Source organism: Variovorax sp. YR266, assembly GCF_900107295.1.
Lineage (GTDB): Bacteria > Pseudomonadota > Gammaproteobacteria > Burkholderiales > Burkholderiaceae_C > Variovorax.
In genome coordinates this window covers 342,037-360,883 of the sequence record NZ_FNPM01000001.1, presented here as the reverse complement: position 1 = coordinate 360,883, position 18,847 = coordinate 342,037, and the positions used below count along the sequence as shown (strand labels likewise).

General features: G+C 67.2%; 22 protein-coding genes. 8 read left to right on the top strand and 14 right to left on the bottom strand.

Translation table 11 applies throughout. The annotated features are described in order from the left end of the window. Window position 1: 1 nt before the first annotated feature. From ntrB to cynS, 3 genes are read left to right on the top strand one after another with little or no spacing between them, the layout of a single operon-like run. The gene (gene ntrB, locus BLW48_RS01710) at window positions 2-871 is read left to right on the top strand and encodes a nitrate ABC transporter permease (protein ID WP_093172263.1); all 870 of its coding nucleotides are present in this window, start codon (window positions 2-4) and stop codon (window positions 869-871) included. Window positions 872-902: 31 nt separating this feature from the next. Further along, a complete protein-coding gene (locus tag BLW48_RS01705) occupies window positions 903-1,745 on the top strand; it encodes an ABC transporter ATP-binding protein (RefSeq protein WP_093049163.1) in 843 nt (280 codons plus the stop codon). Between the two features lie 40 nt (window positions 1,746-1,785). Then, complete coding sequence (gene cynS / locus BLW48_RS01700; RefSeq protein WP_093049166.1) at window positions 1,786-2,229, top strand: cyanase; 444 nt, start codon at window positions 1,786-1,788, stop codon at window positions 2,227-2,229. A gap of 1 nt (window position 2,230) precedes the next feature. On the opposite strand, the gene BLW48_RS01695 is transcribed toward cynS, so the two are convergent. After that, window positions 2,231-2,989: an SDR family oxidoreductase gene (locus BLW48_RS01695; RefSeq protein WP_093172261.1), complete on the bottom strand. Its 759-nt coding sequence runs from the start codon at window positions 2,987-2,989 to the stop codon at window positions 2,231-2,233. After that, window positions 2,986-3,510, bottom strand: coding sequence for an Atu4866 domain-containing protein (locus BLW48_RS35595; RefSeq protein ID WP_256330674.1), 525 nt, complete (start codon window positions 3,508-3,510; stop codon window positions 2,986-2,988). Before BLW48_RS35595 ends, BLW48_RS01695 begins: the two co-directional genes overlap by 4 nt. Before the next feature lie 200 nt (window positions 3,511-3,710). On the opposite strand from BLW48_RS35595, the gene BLW48_RS01685 reads away from it, so the two are divergent. Together BLW48_RS01685 and BLW48_RS01680 are read left to right on the top strand one after the other, a co-directional pair. Then, complete coding sequence (locus BLW48_RS01685) at window positions 3,711-4,271, top strand: nucleoside 2-deoxyribosyltransferase (protein WP_093172259.1); 561 nt, start codon at window positions 3,711-3,713, stop codon at window positions 4,269-4,271. Between the two features lie 56 nt (window positions 4,272-4,327). Further along, the gene (locus tag BLW48_RS01680) at window positions 4,328-5,200 is read left to right on the top strand and encodes an alpha/beta hydrolase (protein ID WP_093049174.1); all 873 of its coding nucleotides are present in this window, start codon (window positions 4,328-4,330) and stop codon (window positions 5,198-5,200) included. 12 nt (window positions 5,201-5,212) lie between these two features. On the opposite strand, the gene BLW48_RS01675 is transcribed toward BLW48_RS01680, so the two are convergent. From BLW48_RS01675 to BLW48_RS01665, 3 genes are all read right to left on the bottom strand, one after another. Further along, entirely contained in the window at window positions 5,213-5,557 is a 345-nt protein-coding gene (locus BLW48_RS01675) for a DUF1161 domain-containing protein (protein WP_093173213.1), read from the bottom strand. A 23-nt stretch (window positions 5,558-5,580) separates the two neighbouring features. Then, window positions 5,581-7,818 (bottom strand): NADP-dependent isocitrate dehydrogenase, encoded by a 2,238-nt coding sequence (locus BLW48_RS01670; protein ID WP_093049177.1) that lies wholly within the window; start codon window positions 7,816-7,818, stop codon window positions 5,581-5,583. 150 nt (window positions 7,819-7,968) lie between these two features. Beyond that, a complete protein-coding gene (locus BLW48_RS01665) occupies window positions 7,969-8,868 on the bottom strand; it encodes a LysR family transcriptional regulator (protein WP_093172257.1) in 900 nt (299 codons plus the stop codon). 117 nt (window positions 8,869-8,985) lie between these two features. Here BLW48_RS01665 and BLW48_RS01660 point away from each other — a divergent pair, with 117 nt between their 5' ends. Then, entirely contained in the window at window positions 8,986-9,846 is an 861-nt protein-coding gene (locus tag BLW48_RS01660) for an oxidoreductase (RefSeq protein ID WP_093172255.1), read from the top strand. 9 nt (window positions 9,847-9,855) lie between these two features. On the opposite strand, the gene BLW48_RS01655 is transcribed toward BLW48_RS01660, so the two are convergent. Continuing rightward, entirely contained in the window at window positions 9,856-10,491 is a 636-nt protein-coding gene (locus tag BLW48_RS01655) for an ABC transporter ATP-binding protein (protein WP_093173211.1), read from the bottom strand. 65 nt (window positions 10,492-10,556) lie between these two features. On the opposite strand from BLW48_RS01655, the gene BLW48_RS01650 reads away from it, so the two are divergent. Next, complete coding sequence (locus tag BLW48_RS01650) at window positions 10,557-11,324, top strand: hypothetical protein (RefSeq protein ID WP_093172253.1); 768 nt, start codon at window positions 10,557-10,559, stop codon at window positions 11,322-11,324. A 14-nt stretch (window positions 11,325-11,338) separates the two neighbouring features. Here the strand turns inward: BLW48_RS01650 and BLW48_RS01645 are convergent, their stop codons facing one another. From BLW48_RS01645 to pbpC, 3 genes are all read right to left on the bottom strand, one after another. After that, window positions 11,339-12,637: a CynX/NimT family MFS transporter gene (locus BLW48_RS01645; protein WP_093049190.1), complete on the bottom strand. Its 1,299-nt coding sequence runs from the start codon at window positions 12,635-12,637 to the stop codon at window positions 11,339-11,341. Beyond that, window positions 12,637-13,317, bottom strand: a complete 681-nt coding sequence (locus tag BLW48_RS01640; protein ID WP_093049192.1) for a FadR/GntR family transcriptional regulator — start codon at window positions 13,315-13,317, stop codon at window positions 12,637-12,639. The genes BLW48_RS01645 and BLW48_RS01640 overlap by 1 nt, the downstream gene beginning before the upstream one ends. 94 nt (window positions 13,318-13,411) lie before the next feature. Further along, entirely contained in the window at window positions 13,412-15,667 is a 2,256-nt protein-coding gene (gene pbpC, locus BLW48_RS01635) for a penicillin-binding protein 1C (RefSeq protein WP_093172252.1), read from the bottom strand. Window positions 15,668-15,933: 266 nt separating this feature from the next. Here pbpC and BLW48_RS01630 point away from each other — a divergent pair, with 266 nt between their 5' ends. Continuing rightward, window positions 15,934-16,143: a thrombospondin type 3 repeat-containing protein gene (locus BLW48_RS01630; protein ID WP_093049198.1), complete on the top strand. Its 210-nt coding sequence runs from the start codon at window positions 15,934-15,936 to the stop codon at window positions 16,141-16,143. A 69-nt stretch (window positions 16,144-16,212) separates the two neighbouring features. Here BLW48_RS01630 and BLW48_RS01625 read toward each other — a convergent pair whose 3' ends face one another. The 5 genes from BLW48_RS01625 to BLW48_RS01605 all read right to left on the bottom strand — a co-directional run bounded on the left by BLW48_RS01625 (window position 16,213) and on the right by BLW48_RS01605 (window position 18,761). Next, the gene (locus BLW48_RS01625; RefSeq protein WP_093050364.1) at window positions 16,213-16,839 is read right to left on the bottom strand and encodes a LysE family translocator; all 627 of its coding nucleotides are present in this window, start codon (window positions 16,837-16,839) and stop codon (window positions 16,213-16,215) included. Between the two features lie 46 nt (window positions 16,840-16,885). Continuing rightward, on the bottom strand, window positions 16,886-17,287 hold the full coding sequence (locus BLW48_RS01620; protein ID WP_093172250.1) for a GFA family protein: 402 nt from the start codon (window positions 17,285-17,287) through the stop codon (window positions 16,886-16,888). Between the two features lie 70 nt (window positions 17,288-17,357). Continuing rightward, on the bottom strand, window positions 17,358-17,639 hold the full coding sequence (locus tag BLW48_RS01615; protein ID WP_093172248.1) for a DUF2277 domain-containing protein: 282 nt from the start codon (window positions 17,637-17,639) through the stop codon (window positions 17,358-17,360). 31 nt (window positions 17,640-17,670) lie between these two features. Then, window positions 17,671-18,162, bottom strand: a complete 492-nt coding sequence (locus tag BLW48_RS01610; RefSeq protein WP_093172246.1) for a GNAT family N-acetyltransferase — start codon at window positions 18,160-18,162, stop codon at window positions 17,671-17,673. Then, entirely contained in the window at window positions 18,159-18,761 is a 603-nt protein-coding gene (locus BLW48_RS01605; protein WP_093172244.1) for a GNAT family N-acetyltransferase, read from the bottom strand. Before BLW48_RS01605 ends, BLW48_RS01610 begins: the two co-directional genes overlap by 4 nt. Between the last annotated feature and the right edge of the window lie 86 nt (window positions 18,762-18,847).

The window sequence follows — 18,847 nt, the reverse complement described above, 5'->3', positions numbered from 1 at the left end:
CATGCCGAAGAAGGCCCTCTCGTTCAAGGCGGCGCTGGTGTCGCTGCTGATGTTCCTGCTGCTGGTCGGCGTGTGGCAGCTGGCGACCGCACCGACCACCGGTGCCTCCGCCGCGACTGGCATGACAGCCGAGCAGATCGAATACCAGAAGATGCTAGGCAAGGACCCGACGCAGGGCCAGGTGAAGAGTTCGGGCTTTCCCACGCCGGCCGAGATGGGCGCCACCGCGTGGAAGCACCTGTCGAATCCGCTCTACGACAACGGGCCCAACGACAAGGGCATTGCCATCCAGTTGGCCTATTCGCTGGCACGCGTGGGGTTGGGCTTTGCGTTGGCGTGCCTGGTTGCAGTGCCGCTGGGCTTCGTCATCGGCATGTCGCCGCTGCTGCACAAGGCATTCGATCCGTTCATACAGGTGCTCAAGCCGATCTCGCCGCTGGCGTGGATGCCGCTGGCGCTCTACACCATCAAGGACTCGTCGGTCAGCGGCATCTTCGTGATCTTCATCTGCTCGGTGTGGCCGATGCTGCTGAACACGGCCTTCGGCGTGGCCTCGGTCAAGCGCGAATGGCTCAACGTGGCCAGCACGCTCGAGGTGAAGCCGCTGCGCCGCGCGTTCCGCGTGATCCTGCCGGCGGCGGCGCCGACCATCCTCACGGGCATGCGCATCAGCATGAGCATTGCGTGGCTTGTCATCGTGGCGGCCGAGATGCTGGTGGGCGGCACGGGCATCGGCTACTTCGTGTGGAACGAGTGGAACAACCTGTCGCTCACCAACGTGATCTTCGCGATCTTGCTGATCGGTGTCGTGGGCATGCTGCTCGACCAGGCCTTCGCGGGCCTGCAGCGGAAGGTGACGTATGTGGAGTGAGCGCACCGATCTTGCGACCCAAGGCGAAGTCATGACTCAACCCGTTGCACCCACTGCCGCCGTGGAGGCGCCAGGCGCCCGCGGCTTCCTGCGCATCGAAGGGCTCGCCAAGGCCTTTGTGCCAACACGGCCTGTGTTCGCGGACGTGTCGTTCACGCTCGACCGTGGCGAATTCGTCTGCATCATCGGCCACTCGGGCTGCGGCAAGACCACCATCCTCAACGTGCTGGCAGGCCTCGACCAGGCCAGCGCAGGCCACGTCTTCATGGACGGGCGCGAGGTGGCGGGCCCCAGCCTGGAGCGCGGCGTGGTGTTCCAGAGCCATGCGCTCATGCCGTGGCTCACCGTGCGCAAGAACATCGCGTTCGCCGTGGTTTCGCGCTGGCCCGACTGGTCGGCCGCGCAGGTCGATGCACAGGTGGAGCGCTTCGTTGCCATGGTCGGCCTGCAGGCGGCCATCGACAAGAAGCCGTCGCAGCTTTCGGGCGGCATGAAGCAGCGCGTGGGCATTGCGCGTGCCTTTGCCATCCAGCCCAAGATGTTGCTGCTCGACGAGCCCTTCGGCGCACTCGATGCGCTCACGCGCGGCACCATTCAGGACGAGCTGATGGCCATCGTGCGGCAGACGCAGCAGACCGTCTTCATGATCACGCACGACGTGGACGAGGCCATCCTGCTGGCCGACCGCATCCTGCTGATGACCAATGGCGCCGACCTGCCGCAGGGCGGCTACCGTGCGGGGAACATCGTCGAAACGGTAGTCAACCCGCTGCCGCGCGAGCGCACGCGCGCCTCGCTGCACCACCTCGACGGCTACTACGCGCTGCGCAACCACATCGTCGACTTTCTCGTCACGCGCGCGAAGGCGTCGTGAGCCTTCCGCTTTTCTTCAATCCAATCAGGAGCAAACCCGCATGAACCGCAACGACGTCACCGAGAAAATCATCACCGTCAAGGTGAGCAAGGGCATCCAGTGGGCCGACGTGGCCAGGAAGGTCGGTCTCTCGAAAGAGTGGACCACTGCCGCCTGCCTCGGGCAGATGACGCTCGACGACAAGCAGGCCAAGGTCATCGGCAAGATCTTCGGCCTCACGGTCGAGGAACAGAAGTGGCTGCAGGTGGTGCCCTACAAGGGCTCGCTGCCCACGCCTGTGCCGACCGATCCGCTCATCTACCGCTGGTACGAGGTGGTGAGCGTGTACGGCACCACCATCAAGGAGCTGATCCATGAAGAGTTCGGCGACGGCATCATGAGCGCCATCGACTTCAGCATGGACATCCAGCGCCAGGCCGACCCGAAGGGCGACCGCGTCAACGTCGTGCTGTCGGGCAAGTTCCTGCCGTACAAGACCTATTGAATTACTGGACGTATACGGAGGGATGCGGCTTCTGCCTGCCGGGCGGCCGCATCGCTCCGGCCGTGATGCCATAGCCTTCGATGGCCCCGGCAATCGACCGGGCCACGGCATCCACCGGCACTGCAAGTCGCCGGTTCGTGCGCATGCGTTCGCGGGCGTAGCTGGCCGCGATGCGCTCGGCCAGCGGGTCGCTCGGGCCGTTCACGTCGGGGCTCACCACCGTCACGTGCAGGCGGCCGGCGTGCTCTTGCCGCAGCCCCTCGGAGATCGCGTTCACCGCGTACTGCGTGCCGTGGTACACGGCCGAGTTGGGCGACACGCCCTGCATCGCCACCGGCGCCACGTTCACGATGTGGCCCCAGCCCTGCTCCTGCATCGTCGGCAGCACGGCCGCGATGCCGAGCAGCACGCCGCGCAGATTCACGTCGATCATGAGTTCCCACTCCTCGATCTTGCGGTTCCACAGCGGCGACATCGGCATCACGCCCGCGGCGTTGACGAGCACGTCGATCTGCTCATGCGTCTCGAGGGCGAATTCGGCAAAGGCTTCCACGTCGGGCCGGTGCGTCACGTCGAGCCGCTGGAAGCTCGCCGTGCCGCCCGTGGCCTCGATCTCGGCCACGAGTGCCGCGAGCCTGTCGGTGCGGCGCGCACCGAGCACCACCTTGGCGCCGCGCCGCGCAAGCAGCCGCGCGGTCGCTTCGCCGATGCCGCTGCTCGCGCCGGTGATGAGAACGACTTTTTCCTGGATTGCGGTCATGGAGAACTCCTCGTGCTGGTCTGGTTGCCGTGGGGCTCACACAGAAAAGAGCGTGAGCCGGGCATGGAAAGAAGTTTCGCTTCCGAGGTGCCTGAGGTGGTATCCGAATCGAACGTGGTTTTTGCCTGATCCTGCAAAACGCGAGGCCGATCCGGTTGCCGCTCAGCACCGCGTAGTGCTTTTGCTTTCGCGGTAGAGCACCTGCCGGCGTGGTACAGCACGCCTTCGCGGAACTCGCCGTCGACCGTGAAGCCGGTGTCGTCGACGTAGTCGATGTGATTGCCGGTGAGCGTGTAGCGGCCCTGGTAGGCGCTCTGGCGCGTGCCGCGGGCTTCGTCGTAGCGGCCGTTTGGAAGCAGTTCGTGGCGGATATGGCCGTCTTGTGTCACCCACATGCCCACGTAGCGGTTCGGGTCTTCGAGCAGCCTGGGGCGTTGCGCCTGGGCCTGCGAAGGCCCGGAGGCCATGGCGAGGGACAGCGAGAGCGCGGTGATTGCGCCGGTGCGATGTGCGGTGTTCATGGTGCGCCTTGGTTCGTGAATGAAGAGCGTCCATTCTTGAAAAAGGCGCGGGTCGGGCGGTAGTCGCTTTATGCGAGTTTCTTGCCTGATTCCCCGAAGGCCGGGGATTGGTGCCGTGCGCCTGATGCATCCATCGGTAAGTCGCTTCACACCATGTTGCCGAGATTGAGCCGAGCTCGGAAATCGATGATGCTCTGTCGATGGACAAATCTCCCGAGATCCCGGCTCGCCCGCGCATCTACCTGGCGGGCCCGGACGTCTTCCGTCCCGACGCGAGAGATCACTTCATCCGGCTGACTGCCGCGTGCGATGCGGCCGGCCTCGCGGCACTGCTACCCGCCGACGGCAACGAGGAGCAAACCCCCGACGCCCCGGAAATGCAGATCTACAAAGCCAACATGCAGCGCCTTCGCAGCGCAGACGGCGTCGTTGCCAACCTCCAGTGCTTCAGGGGCATGGAACCCGATTCCGGCACGGTGTTCGAAGTTGGCGCGGCGATTGCGCTGGGGATTCCGGTGGTGGCCTACGGCGTGCCCGAAGGCAGCTACGCAGATCGCGCGCGGGCGGCATTGCAGTGCGAGGTCGACGCGAATGACGTGCTGCGCGAAAGCGGCACCGGCATCGCAGTCGAAGACTTCGGCCAGCCGCTGAACCTGATGCTGGCCTGCTCGATCCACATCGAGCCCACGCCGGAAGCTGCGTTGAAGAAGATGGCAGCGCTACTGGCTGTCCGCCACGCGACAGAGGCTGGAAACCCCTGATCGAAGCTCCGTTCATCAGCACATAGGATGGTGCTCTCTTCAAATCGGAGCACCGCATGCCCACCACCGAGACCCACTTCGAACTGACCGCCAACGACGGCGTCACGGTGGAGGTCCATCGCTGGCAGGGCGCGACGCAGCGCGCCGTCATCCAGCTGGCGCACGGCATGGGCGAGCATTCGCTGCGCTACCGGCATCTGGCGGATGCGCTGGTGCAGGCCGGCTACGTGGTCTATGCGAACGAGCACCGCGGCCATGGCAAGGGCGCTTCGGAGCGCGGAGAGCTGGGCGAGTTCGGACCGCGCGCGTTCGCCGGGCTGGTGGACGACATGGCGCTGCTGAGCCATCACGTGCGCGGCGTGCATCCCGGCCTGCCGCTGATTCTTGTGGGCCACAGCATGGGCTCGTTCGCCACGCAGTACTACCTCGTCAAACACAGCGCGCTGCTGGCGGGCGCGGTGCTCTCGGGCACTTCGGCGCTCGACTTGCTGGGTGCCGCATTGCAGTCTGGCTTCAAGCTGGAAGACATGAACGCCGCATTGCCAGACGTTCGCACGCCCTTCGACTGGCTCAGCCGCGATCCGGCGCAGGTCGATGCCTACATTGCCGATCCGCTGTGCGGCTTCACGGTATCGGCCGAGGGGCTGGGTTCGATGTTCGCGAATCTCGCCGACCTGACGCCTGCCGCGATGCGCAAGCACATCCGGCCCGAGCTGCCGCTCTATCTGTTCATCGGTGATGAGGACCCGGTCAGCAACAAGGCCGAGTGGTTCTATCCGCTGGTGCAGCGCTACCGCGAGGCGGGGCTGCGCGATGTGTCGTGCCACGTGTTCGGCGGCGCGCGACACGAGACGCTGAACGAGGTCAATCGTGAGGAAGTCGAGGCAGTGTTGCTGGCTTGGATTGCGCGGGTGGTGGGGAAGCGCTGAGCGCTGCCCCGTCTACTTCCTGCAGTCGCCGCCGACGGACACGGTGCCGTCCTTGCATTCGGTGAGGATCGGTTCGCCCGACGATATGGGCGGGACCGCCGGGGCCGAGCCCGGCCCGGACCCGGCGTCCTTCAGGTACACGACCTTCTTGCTGCCGAGCTCGCAGCTGCCCACCACCTGGCCGCTCGCCGATGCGTTGGCATCGACGACGGTGACAGTGAAGCGCGCCACGCCGGCCGCGGCAATCTTCGATTCGACGCGGGTGCGCAGGGCTTCGCAGTCTTCGGCCCCGTGCGCAGTGCCTGCCGCGCCAGCCAGGGCCAGCGCGGCGGGAAGCATTGCGAGCCAAGGCTTCATGGCTGCCACCCGCTCGATACCCATCAGCCCTGGGCCGACGCCAGCGCCGCGTTGAGCGTGGCGCTCGGGCGCATCACGGCTTCGAACTTGGCGGGGTCCGCCAGGTAGTAGCCGCCGATGTCCACCGGCTTGCCCTGCACGGCCGAGAGTTCGTCGACGATCTTCTGCTCGTTGCTGGCGAGCGTGCCGGCCAGCTTCACGAACTGGGCCTGCAGTTCCTTGTCGTCCGTTTGCGCGGCGAGTTCCTGCGCCCAGTACATGGCCAGGTAGAACTGGCTGCCGCGGTTGTCGAGCTGGCCGGTCTTGGGCGACGGGTTCTTGTTGTTGTCGAGCAGCTTGCCGGTGGCGGTGTCGAGCGTCTTGGCCAGGATGGCGGCTTTCTTGTTGCCGGTCTTCAGGCCCAGGTCTTCCAGGCTCACGGCCAGCGCAAGGAATTCGCCCAGCGAGTCCCAGCGCAGGTGGTTTTCTTCCACCAGCTGCTGCACGTGCTTGGGGGCCGAGCCGCCCGCGCCGGTCTCGTACAGGCCGCCGCCGGCCATCAGCGGCACGATCGACAGCATCTTGGCCGAGGTACCCAGTTCCATGATGGGGAACAGGTCGGTCAGGTAGTCGCGCAGGATGTTGCCGGTGGCGCTGATGGTGTCCAGGCCGCGCACGACGCGCTCCAGCGTGTAGCGCATGGCACGCACCTGGCTCATGATCTGAATGTCCAGGCCCGAGGTGTTGTGCTCGTGCAGGTACATCTTGACCTTGGTGATCAGCTGCGCCTCGTGCGGGCGGTAGGCGTCCAGCCAGAACACCACCGGCATGCCCGAGTTGCGCGCACGGGTAACGGCCAGCTTGACCCAGTCGCGGATCGCGGCGTCCTTGACCTGGCACATGCGCCAGATGTCGCCTTGCTCCACGTTCTCGCTCATCAGCACTTCGCCGCTGTCCAGGTCGGTGATGTTGGCGACGCCGTCCTCCGGGATCTCGAAGGTCTTGTCGTGCGAGCCGTATTCCTCGGCCTTCTGGGCCATGAGGCCCACGTTGGGCACCGTGCCCATGGTCTTGGGGTCGAAGGCGCCGTGCCACTTGCAGAAGTTGATGATCTCCTGGTAGATGCGGGCGAAGGTCGATTCGGGCATCACGGCCTTGACGTCCTTCAGGCGGCCGTCGGCGCCCCACATCTTGCCGCCGTTGCGGATCATCGCGGGCATCGAGGCGTCCACGATCACGTCGTTGGGCGAATGGAAGTTGGTGATGCCCTTGGCCGAGTCGACCATGGCCAGTTCGGGGCGGCCCTCATGGCAGGCGTGCAGGTCGCGCTTGATCTCGTCCTGCGTGCTCTGCGGCAGGGTGGCGATCTTGTTGTAGAGATCGATCATGCCGTTGTTGACGTTGATGCCCAGCTCGTCGAACAGCTTGCCGTGCTTCTCGAAGGCTTCCTTGTAGAAGATCTTCACGCAGTGGCCGAACACGATGGGGTGCGAGACCTTCATCATGGTGGCCTTGACGTGCAGCGAGAACATGACGCCGGTCTTGTGCGCGTCCTCGATCTCCTTTTCATAGAAGGCCAGCAGTGCCTTCTTGCTCATGAACATGGAGTCGATGACCTCGCGGTCCAGCAGCGCGACCTTGGGCTTGAGCACGATGGTCTTGCCGCTCTTGGTGATCAGCTCCATCTTGACGTTGCGCGCGCGGTCCAGCGTCATGGACTTTTCGCCATGGTAGAAGTCGCCGCCGTGCATGTGCGAGACGTGCGAGCGCGAGGCCTGGCTCCAGTCGGCCATGCTGTGCGGGTTCTTGCGTGCGTATTCCTTGACCGCCTTGGGCGCGCGGCGGTCGGAGTTGCCTTCGCGCAGCACCGGGTTCACCGCGCTGCCGGTGCACTTGTTGTAGCGCGCGCGGATGTCCTTGTCCTCGTCCGAGGTCGGGTTCTCGGGGTAGTCGGGGATCTTGTAGCCCTTGCCCTGCAGTTCCTTGATGGCCGACTTGAGCTGGGACACCGAGGCGCTGATGTTGGGCAGCTTGATGATGTTGGCCTCGGGCTTGAGCGTGAGCTTGCCCAGTTCGGCCAGGTTGTCGGGCACCTTCTGGTCGTCGCTCAGCAACTCGGGAAATTCGCCCAGGATGCGGGCCGCCACGGAGATGTCACTGGTGGCCACGTTGATGCCGGCCGGGTTGGTGAAGGCGCGGATGATGGGCAGAAACGCGTAGGTCGCCAGCAGGGGCGCCTCGTCGGTGAGGGTGTAGACGATGGTGGGTTGCTTCGAGCTCATGCGCTTGCTTCCGTAGATCCTGGGTTGTCGGGTTGGCTGGAACTTCCGGCGGAACGGGGATAGGGGTGTTTTCGCCGGAATCCCCGATTGTCGCCCGGCTGGGGCCGGGTTTGGCCGGGCTGGGCCCGATGCCCCCCACTGGAGGGCGTCTTAAGGCTTCAGCATTTCCCGCGCCAGGTCGACAAAAGCGCGCAGCTTGGGTGCCTGCGCCGCGCGGCGCGGAAAGTACAAAAACAGCCCCGGCTCGTCGAAAGCCGTGCGCGGCAGCAGCTGCCGCAGGCGGCCGTCGCGCAGTTCGGCGCGCACCAGCGGCTCGAAGATGTAGGCAATGCCCACGTCGGCCAGTGCCAGATCACGGGCATACAGCGCGTCGGTGACGCGCACCGTGCCCGGCACCTCGACCGACACGTGGGCGCCCTTGTCGCGCAGGTCCCAGGCGTACACGCCGCCTGATGTGACGAACCGGAAGCCGATGCAGTTGTGCTGCTGCAGTGCGTCGATGTTGCGCGGCTCGCCGGCCGTGGCCAGGTAGCGCGGCGTGGCCACCATGATGGCCTGGAAGGGCGGCGTGAGCCGCACGGCGACCATGTCTTGCGCCACGGTGTGCCCCAGCCGCACGCCCGCGTCATGGCCGCCGGCGACGATGTCGGCCAGGCCGTCGTCGCAGGTAATTTCGACCGTGAGTTCGGGGTGGCGGCGCGACATTTCGGCCACCAGCGGCGTCATGGCCAGTGGCAGCGCCACGTGCGGCGCGTTGATGCGCAGCACGCCGCTCACGCGCCCCAATGCTTCACCAAAGCGGTCGACCGCATCGGCAATCTCGCCCATGGCGGGGCCGAGCATGCCGATGAAGCTGGCGCCGGCCTCGGTGAGCCGCACGCTGCGGGTGGTGCGTGCGAACAGCGGCTGGCCCAGGTGGTCTTCGACGGCGCGCACCGCGTGGCTCACGGCCGAGGCGCTCATGCCCAGTTCGGCCGCGGCAGCCGCGAAGCCGCCGCGCCGGTGCACCGCCAGCACGATCGCGAGGTGCGGGAGCAGGGTGCGGTCCATTCGTGCATCGTATCGCAAGGTGCATTCGATTTGAACCGTCTAGTCGATGAATGCGATTGCTGGAACAGTCACGCCATGCCTCTCCAACAACCCGCAAACACCGAAGGAGCCAGCCTCATGTCCACCACCGCCACCACTCCCGAAACCCGCAAGACCTGGTTCATCACCGGCGCTGCTTCCGGCTTCGGCCACGCCTTTGCCGAACACGCGCTGGCGCAGGGCCACAACGTGGTCGCCACCGCCCGCGACGCCGGCCGCCTCGCCGATCTCGTGGCGCTGGCGCCCGGCCGCGTGCTGGCCACGCCGCTCGACGTGGACGCAGCCGGCGCAGCCGAAGCCGCCGTTCAAGCCGCGGTCGCGCGCTTCGGCCGTATCGACGTGCTCATCAACAACGCCGGCTACGGCGTGGTCGGCGCGCTAGAAGAAACTCCCGACGCCGAGCTGCGCGCCCTGATGAACACCAACTTCTTCGGCGCCATGGCCGTCACCCGCGCCGCGCTGCCGGTGCTGCGCGCGCAGCAGTCGGGCGCTATCGTCAACATCTCCAGCCTGGGCGGGCAGTTGTCGTTCTCGGGCTTCAGCGCGTACTCGGCCTCCAAGTTCGCGCTGGAAGGCGCCTCGGAAGCGCTGGCGCAGGAAGTGGCGCCCTTCGGCATCAAGGTGCTGATCGTCGAGCCGGGCCAGTTCCGCACGCAGCTCGCGGGCAGCGGCATGCGCCACATGCCGGTGATCGAGGCCTACCAGCCGGTGGTGGGCGCCACGCGCGAGTTCGCGCACACCATGCACAACACGCAGGCCGGCGATCCGCGCAAGGCCGCGGCAGCCATCGAAAAGGCGCTGGACGCCGAACACACGCCGCTGCGCCTGCAACTGGGCGACGATTCGGTCGATGCGGTGCGTGCGCATGCGCAGGCGCTGCTCAAGGACATGGAGGCCTGGGAGGCCGTGAGCCGCAGCACGAACTTCGACGCGGCCTGAAGAGAAGCTTCAGCCCAGCGGAAGCTCGATGGTGGCCGCGAGCGGCATCGTGTCGATGCGCGCCGCGCTGGCCACGATGACCGCCTGCTCTGACTGCGCCGAAAAGCCGGTAAGAGTGGCCCACAGGCAGCGGGTCGACGGTGCATCGAGCCCGGCCGTCGGCTCGTCGAGCAGGATGAGCGGGCGGCCCGATGCAAGCCCGGCTGCCATCCACACCTTGCGCTTCGAACCGGTCGAGAGCATGAACATCTTCTTGTCCAGATGCGGGGCGAGCGCAAAGCCGTCGGCAATGGCCTGCCACTTCGCGTCGCTGAAGCCTGCGTCGCCCTCGACGAGCGAGGCCGTGCATTCGCGTGCGGTGAGCTGGTCGAAGCGGTCGGTCACCGGATCGACGAAGAACACCTGGCGGCGATAGGCCTCGGGCGCGGCATCGAGGCTCACCCCCGACATCGTCAGCCGCCCGATGGCGGGCAGCGTGCCTGCAATCACCTGGAGCAGCGCTGATTTGCCGGTGCCGGTGTCGCCATAGAGCAGCGTGACGCCCGGGCCGATGGATGCGCTCCAGTTCGACACCAGCGCAGGCTGGTCGGGGTACGCGAAGCGCAGCGCATCGATCCGGAGGAGGGGAGGAGAAGAAAGATTCATGGTCGGAGCCGACTTTAGCAAGCGACCCTCGCGCAACGCCCAGGCCGTGGCTACCATTCGGCTCCATGAAAAAGCTGTTGCCGCTGCTGCTCGCCCTGCCGTGCGCCGCCCCCGTGCTCGCCGCGCCGTCCGCGCAGGTGTTCGATGCCGTGAAGAAGCCCGAGTCGCTCGATGCGCAATGGCGAGCGCACCTCTGCGCCTTGCTGCCGCAGCCCTGCGACGTGCAGGAGCTCGGCCTGTACCGCCCGCGCGGCGCTTCGCCCAATGACTATGTGGTGCTCTCCGGCGAGCCGTTGGTCATGGCGCGCATCAAGCGAGGCATCGATGCGAAGAGCTGGCAGCTCGATCGCCTCCATGACTTCTCGGACTACGCGCAGGGCCTGAAGAAGGACGCCGACCGGCCCGACACGCACCTGTCACTTGCGCCCGCGCTCTACCCGCTGGCTGAAGGCAAGTGGGCCGTGGCCGTGCTGCAGACCGTGTTCGAGGGGTACTCCGGCGGCGGCGCCTCGTTCGACACGGCCGACTTCATCCCGCTCGAAGGCGGCAAGGCCGTGCAAGAAGGCATTCCGTTCTCGTGCTTCAAGATGATCCGCGCCTGCTTCAGCGAGAAGGAATACAAGACCTCGAAGCACTGCCACGACGAAAGCAACGGCAGCCTGCGCATCGCCTACGGCGAAGCCGCGAAGCCGGGTGCGTCGTACGAGTGGCAATACACCTGGCTGCAGAGCGAGTGGCCGCAGAACGAGCCGAAAAGCTCAGCGAGCAGCACACGCATCCGCTTCACCGCGAAGACCACCGAACGCGCGGATTTCTGCGGCGGGCCGCAGTAAGGCAGCAGACCTGCTCAGTGCCGGGGCACGGTCGTCGTGCCCACGTGCATCGTGCGGCCGGCGCCCAGCCCCGCGACGACGAGCGCGATGCCCAGCCCGATGAAGAGCCACGACGAGGCGCGAAAGCTCCCCGTCCAGCCGTGCAGCAGCCCGGCCACCAGCGGACCGAAGGCCGCCACCATGTAGCCCACGCCCTGCGCCATGCCCGAGAGGTGCGCGGCCACGTGCGAGTCGGGCGAGCGCAGCACGATCATCGTGAGCGCCAGCGCGAAGGTGCCGCCCTGCGCAATGCCCAGCAGCACGGCCCAGGCCCATACCCCACCGAGCGGCGCGAACAGCATCGCCAGCATGGCGCCCACCGTGAGCATCGCCAGCACCACGGCCAGCCCGCGCTGGTTGCGCAGCTTCACCGCCAGCGCCGGCACCACGAGGCAGGTGACCACCTGCGTCATGACCGACAGCGACACCACGTAGCCGGCTGTTTCGCTGCCGAGGCCGCGCTCGCGCAATATCGGCGCGAGCCAGCCCATCACGATGTAGGCAAGGGCTGATTGCAGCCCCATGAAGAAGGTGACCTGCCACGCCAGCCTGTCGCGCCACAGGCCACGCACCGTGAAGCCCGATTCGCTCGCCACAGGCTTGAGCGGCAGCGCCTGCGGCGCCCAGATCAGCGTGACCAGCGCGGCCGGCAGCGCCCACATAGCGAGCGCCATGGTCCAGCCGCCGCCCAGCGCGTGCTCGATGGGCACCGTGAGGCCGGCGGCGCTGGCCGCGCCGCCGCACACGGCCATGGTGTACAGGCCCATCATCAGCGCCGCCTGCGCCGCGAAGTCGCGCTTCACCAGGCCTGACAGCAGCACGTTCGACACCGCGATGCCGCTGCCCGCGATGGCCGAGGCCAGGAACAGCAGCGGAATGTTGCCGGTGCCGCGCAGCACCGTGCCGACCAGGATCAGCACCATGCACGCGAGCAGCGTGCGCTCTGTGCCGAAGCGCCGGCCCAGGCCGGGCGCGAGCGGCGCGAACACGCCGAGGCAGACGATCGGCAGCGTGGTCAGCAGGCTCGCGGCGGTGGACGAGAGCCCGGTGGCCTTGATGATTTCCGGCAGCACCACCGAGAGGCTGGCGAACACCGGGCGCAGGTTGAAGGCGATCAGCACCACGCTCGCGCCGAGCAGGATTCGGCGGGCGAGTGTTGGTGCGGGTGTGGGGCGCGGCATGGGCAGGCTGTCGGCTTCGGCGTCGATCAGCAGGTCGTTGCTTGCGTGGCGCGTAGTGGCGCCGTTGCCCGGCGCGAAAGTGGCCGAACTCATCACGAGCCCAGCGCCAGCGCGTTGATCATCGGCGCCATGAAGGTGCGCACCGCCGCGGCGGCCACGTCGGGGTCGCGGCTGGCAATGCCTTCGACGATGGCGCGGTGCGCGGCTTCGTCGGGCTCGGGCAGGTTGCTGCTGCCCAGCGAGCTCGCGATGGTTTCCTTGATGTAGCCCGTGATGAAGCGGCAGGTTTCGGCCAGGGCGAGATTGCCCGACACGTCGACGATGGCGAGGTGAAAGGCGAGGTCGCGTTCGATGAAGCCCGCGCCGTTGTCGCTGGCGTCGAAGGTGCCGCGCTTGTCCAGCAGGGTGTGCAGGCGGCGCAGGTCGCGCGCCGTGTGGCGCACGGCCGCGAGCCGCGCGGCCTCCACTTCGAGTGCGCGGCGCACCTCGAACTGGTCGCGCAGGCTGGCCAGGCGCATCTTCTGCAGGCTGGAAGACGGGTCGAACCCTGAGCGAACGTAAGTGCCCGAGCCCTGGCGCACTTCGAGCAGCCCGCGCGACACCAGCGTCTTGACCGCCTCGCGCACCGTGCCGCGGCTCACGCCCAGCAGTTGCGCGAGCTGCGGCTCGATGGGAATGCGGGAGCCGACGGCCCAGCGGCCGGCGGAGATTTCGGCGCGGATGCTGTCGGCGGCGGTGTCCGCCAGGGATGTGCGAGGGGCTTGGGCAAGCATCAGGTGGGCCTGGTCATTCAATGATTGGACGAATTTTGCCGTCCGAAGCCCGGACTGTACATCCGGTGATTGGCCCGGACGGCAACCGGGCCAATTACCGGCGCGCGCTTTTCGTCACCACGCCCGCGCCGCGCACTTCGAGCCGGCGCTGGTCGACCACCTTGCCGTTGGCGTCCACCAGTTCGATCACGTGGCGCCCCGGCCAGGGAAACCACTGCACGCTGTTGCCGCGCGCAAAGGGCTTGCCGTCGACGCGCCACTGCACGCCGCGGCCTTCCGAGTCGAAGCGCACGCGCTGGCGCTGGGGCGGAATGTCGGGGTCGAGCGCGATGATGGTGCCGTCGGTCGGCGCGGTGATGCGCGCCGAGACGGTGTCGGCCGCCATGCCGGTGTCGAGCGCGAACAGCGGCTGCTCGGTGCCTTGCAGGAACCATTCGCTGCGCGCCGCTTCGAGCGGGTTGCCGTCGGCGCCGGGGCCGAAGCTCACGCGCGTTTCGACGAGGCCCGGCGGCGGCGCGGGTGCGCGGCTCGGCTCGCGTGCGTGCAGGAAGCGCATCACCTCGGCCCACACCGGCGCGGCGCCGCTGGTGCCGCTCACGTCCCACATCGATTCGCCGCTGGCGTTGCCGACCCACACGCCCACCGTGTAGCGCTGCGACCAGCCCACGGCCCAGTTGTCGCGCATGTCCTTGCTGGTGCCGGTCTTCACGGCCGTCCAGAAGCGGGTGGAGAGGATGCTGTCGAGGCCGAAGGTGCGCGTGCGCGCGTTCGGGTCGGAGAGGATGTCGCCGACGATGAAGGCGGCGCGCGGGTCGAGCAGCGGCGGGGCGACTGCCTTCGTCTTGTCCGCAGGCACAGGTGGCCGCGCGGTCAGTGTCGTCGTGCCGTAGCGCCCGCCGTTGGCCAGCATGCGGTAGGCATTGGTGAGCGACAGCAGCGACACCTCGGCGCTGCCGAGCGCGAGGCTGTAGCCGTAGTAGTCGCCGCTCTCGCGCAGCGGCAGGCCGGCGGCGCGCAGCTCGCGCGCGAAGGCCTCGGGCGACACCATCACCAGCGTGCGCACCGCTGGCACATTGAGCGACGCTGCCAGCGCGGTGCGCGCCGACACCGGGCCCTTGAAGCGACGGTCGTAGTTCTGCGGAATGTAGAGGCCGCTGGCGGTGCTGATCTGTGCCGACGAGTCCTCGATCAGCGAGGCTGCGGTGATGCGCCGCTCGGCAATCGCCTGGCCGTAGAGCAGAGGCTTGAGCGTGGAGCCAGGCTGGCGCAAGGCGGTGACGCCATCGACCTCGGCCGCCTGGCTCAGCGGACCGGAGGAGCCGACCCAGGCGAGCACTTCGCCCGTTGCGTTGTCGAGCACGACGAGCGAACCGTCTTCCACATGGCGCTCGCGCAATTCGCGCAGGTGGCGCTGCAGGGAGTCGAGCGCAAAGCGCTGCAGCGGTGCGCGCAGCGTCGTTCGCACGCCGACTTCCCTGTCTTTCTCCTTCGGGCGCTGGGCGATGGCCGGGGTGGGGGCTGCCCCCGCATTCGCGTCCCTCAACTCCCGCAGCACACGCCGCGCCGCATGCGGCGCAATCCCTTCGTTCGCCTCGAAGGCCTTTCGCTGCACCGCCGCGCTGGTGAACATGTCGAGCGCCTCGCAGTCGGTCTTCTGCTGCGGCTCCATCGCGTGCAGCACCTCGCAGGCGCGCTGCGCCACCACGGCGGGCTTGGCATTCGGCGCGCGCACCAGCGCCGACGCAACGGCCGCCTCGCGCGCATCGAGCCCGCTCGGCGCCTTGCCGAACAGCGTGCGCGAGAGCGCGTCGATGCCCACGATCTCGCCGCGGAACGGCACGGTGTTGAGGTACGCCTCCAGGATCTGGTCCTTGCGCCAGTTGCGCTCCAGCTGCGCGGCCGCCACCGTCTGCCCGATCTTCTGCGTGAAGCTGCGCCCGCCCGAGTTGCGGCGCAGGTCTTCGTCGAGCAGGCCTGACAGCTGCATCGTGATGGTCGAGGCGCCGCGCGTGCGCGTGTTCCACAAGTTGCCCCAGGCGGCCGCCGAAACTGCGCGCCAGTCGATGCCGCTGTGCTCGTAGAAGCGCTTGTCCTCGCTCAGCACCATGGCCGTGCGCAGCGCTGGCGACACATCGGCCAGCGCGGTCCACTGGCCGCGACGCACGGTGGGGTCGGTGCGCACGCGCTGCAGCAGTTCGCCGTTGCGGTCGAGCACCGCGGTGTCGGACGAGCGGAAATCGCGCTTCACTTCCTCGAAGCTGACGAGGGCCCAGGCAGGGTGCGCGCAAGCCACGGTCAGCAAGGCAGCGGCGAGGGTCTTGCGGGCGGGAATGAGGGGCGCGAGCTGCATCGAAAAGATTCGTGTCCGAAAGGCGTGAGGCCACGACATTCTCGGCGATGCACCACGGGAACCTCGCCTACTCGGGGACGGGTGGCCCGCCGCCTTGCCGGAGCTGGAACTCCGGCTCAGAGTTCTCTGCAGGTTCCACATCCGGTAACGAACTTCACTCGGGGGCTTCAATGCGGAAACCCAACGCGTACCGGCGTGGCCTTCAATGCAGTACCGGCTCGCAGGAGGCGAACCCCGGTTTCACAAACACTCCAAGGAGAACTCACATGACGAAGACATTGGCGATCCTGCTGGCCGCATCGGCCATCCTGGCCGGCTGTGTGGTCGCACCCTACGACCGTCCGCCGCCGCCGCGCGGCCAGCACTACGGCGACCGTGACCGCGACGGCGTGCCGAACCGCTACGACAGGGACCGTGACAACGACGGTGTTCCCAACCGCTACGACCGCAATCCGAACAACCCGTACCGCAACTGAGCGGCAACGAAAGAAAAGGCCGCGAAGCATGACGCTTCGCGGCCTTTTTCATGGGGCTGCGCGGGTTGGCTACACCGGCCGGCGAGCCATCAGCGCCCAGATACCCGCCGCGCTCAGCAGCGAGCCACCCGCGAAGTTGAAGCGCCGCTGCGCGCGCGGCGACGACAGCAGCTTGCGCGCCGAGCCAGCGAACACTGCATAGAGCGTCGCGTTGGTCGCCGCCAGCACCACGAAGGTGACGGCCAGCACCCAGAGCTGGCGCGTCACGTCGGCCGCCGGGCTGATGAACTGCGGCAGGAAGGCCACGAAGAACACGATGCCCTTCGGGTTCAGCGCCGTCACCAGGTAGGTGTTGGCGAACAGCCGCAGCCGCGATGCGGGCGCGGCCGGCGCGGCCACCTCGGTGGACGAGATGCCCGCGCGCAGCAGCTTGATGCCGAGGTACAGCAGGTACAGCCCGCCCACGCACTTGACTACCGTGAACCAGAAGGCCGATGTGGCCAGCAACGCGCCCAGCCCCAGCAGCGACACCACCAGCGCCGTCGAGTCGCCGAGCGCCACGGCCGCCACCAGCGGCACGTTGGCGCGGCGGCCGTGCGACATGGAATAGCTGATCACCGTCAGGATGGTCGGCCCCGGAATGATCAGCATGACGGCGGAGGCCGCGACGAAGGCGAGCCAGAGTTCGATGGGCATGTGCATATCTCCAGATGGTGGTTTGTGCGGGAAGCGGTTCTCTTCGTCAGATTCCGATGGCTGTGCGCGCGATGTGCCAGGTGCCGCGGTGTCCGTCCACGTAGCTTATCGGCGAGTTGGCGAGGTCGTCGAGGTCCATGTCGTCCAGGCAGGTCACGTTCACGCCATAGGCGCTCGCGCCGGTCTCGGGCGAATGGCCCACGCCAAAGGAGCGCACGCTGCAATGCCTGCAGACGATGTAGTGGCTGTTGCGGGTGTCGAGCATCTGCTCGCTGAGTTCGGATTCGCCTTCGATCAGCCGGAAGGCATCGGTCGCGACGATGGCGGGCCAGAAGCGGGTCTTGGTGCAGATCGAGCAGTTGCAGCGCAGGGTGCCCAGGCTCAGGTCGATATCGGCTTCGAATCGAACGGCGCCGCAATGGCAGCCGCCCGTGTAGGTCTTTTTCATACGCTCGGAATTCGCATGGTGGTGCTGGAGAGCACCATATCAAAGGCGATGCCGCGACGCTGGCGGCAGGTTATCCGGCGGTGCTGCTGCCGAAGCGCACGGCGGCGCGGGCCTTGGCGCGCTCGGCTTCGATGGCCCGATCGCGCGGCTCGGCCGTGGTGACCAGCGAGTCGATCAGCCGCGCCGCGGTGGCGGCCATTTCATCGACCGCTCGCTCGAAGGCTTCTTCATTCGCCCTGGACGGCACGCTGAAGCCGCTGAGCTTGCGCACGAACTGCAGCGCGGCGGCGCGGATCTCCTGCTCGGTGGCCGGCGGCTCGAAGTTGTAGAGGGTCTTGATGCTGCGGCACATGGGCACTCTCCGTTCGACGACGCTGTCCAGTCTAGCGAAGCAGGGCCATGGCGTGGGCGTCGTAATACACGCCGTCGATCAGGTTGGCGCGGCGGTACGTGCCTTCGAGCTCGAACCCGAATCTTTCGTACAGCGCTTTGGCGTTGAGGTTGTCGGTGCGAACCGACAGCGCGATGCGCGTCAGTCCGCGCGTCCATGACTTGTCGATGGCGGCCTGCAGCAGCGCGGCGCCGAGCCCCTTGTGCCGCGCCTCGGGCAGCAGCGCGATGCCGAGCACGCCGATGTGCGCCCTCGAATGCCCGAAGACCGGCGCGACGTCACACCAGCCGACCACGGCCCGGCCATGCAAGGCCACGAAATGCGGGAAATCGTTGGCCAGCACGTCGCGATAGAAGGCGATCGATTGTTCGAGCGGCGGCGCCTCGATCAGCGCCAGGTACTTGTGTTCGCGAGCGACGACGTCGACTGCACGATGCAAGCCTTCGAAGTGCTCTTCCGATGTGGGTATGACCGAATGACTCATCCTCTGGGTCCCTCCGTTGCGCCAAGCCGCGCTTCCAGTTGCTGTTTTACCGCCGGCCACTCGTCGTCGATGATGCTGAAGCGCACCGAATTGCGCTTGCGGCCGTCCGGCATGATCCGTTCGTTGCGCACGACGCCTTCCTGCTTCGCACCGAGCCGAAGGATGGCCGCGCGCGACTTGGCATTGATCTCGTCGGTGGTGAGCTGTACGCGCACGCATTGCAGTTCTTCGAAAGCGTAGCGCAGCATCAGCAGCTTGGCCTCGGTGTTGACGAAGGTCTTCTGCCATGAGGCCGCGATCCAGGTGCTGCCGATTTCCAGCTTGCGGTTGATGCGGTCGATCTTCCAGAAGCGCGTGGAGCCGATGACCTTGCCGGTCTCGCGCAGCACGGTGGCGAAGGGCATCACAGTGCCGGCGTCCCGGCCGGCGAGGGCGTTGCCGATGTAGGCATCGACGGTTTTGGCCGAGGGCACGACGGTGAACGGCAGGCTCCAGAGTTCGCCGTCGGAGGCTGCCTCGACGAGCGCCGCCGCGTCGGAAGCGAGCAGCGGGCGCAGCAGAAGGCGAGGGCCGGTGAGTGAGGGTTGCGCGAGCGACATGAACAGGACGATAGCCGATGACCCCGGGGCAGGGCAGCCACCAGTGGACGGCAGCGGGTCAATGCCCATAATGTGCCGGTCGTCCC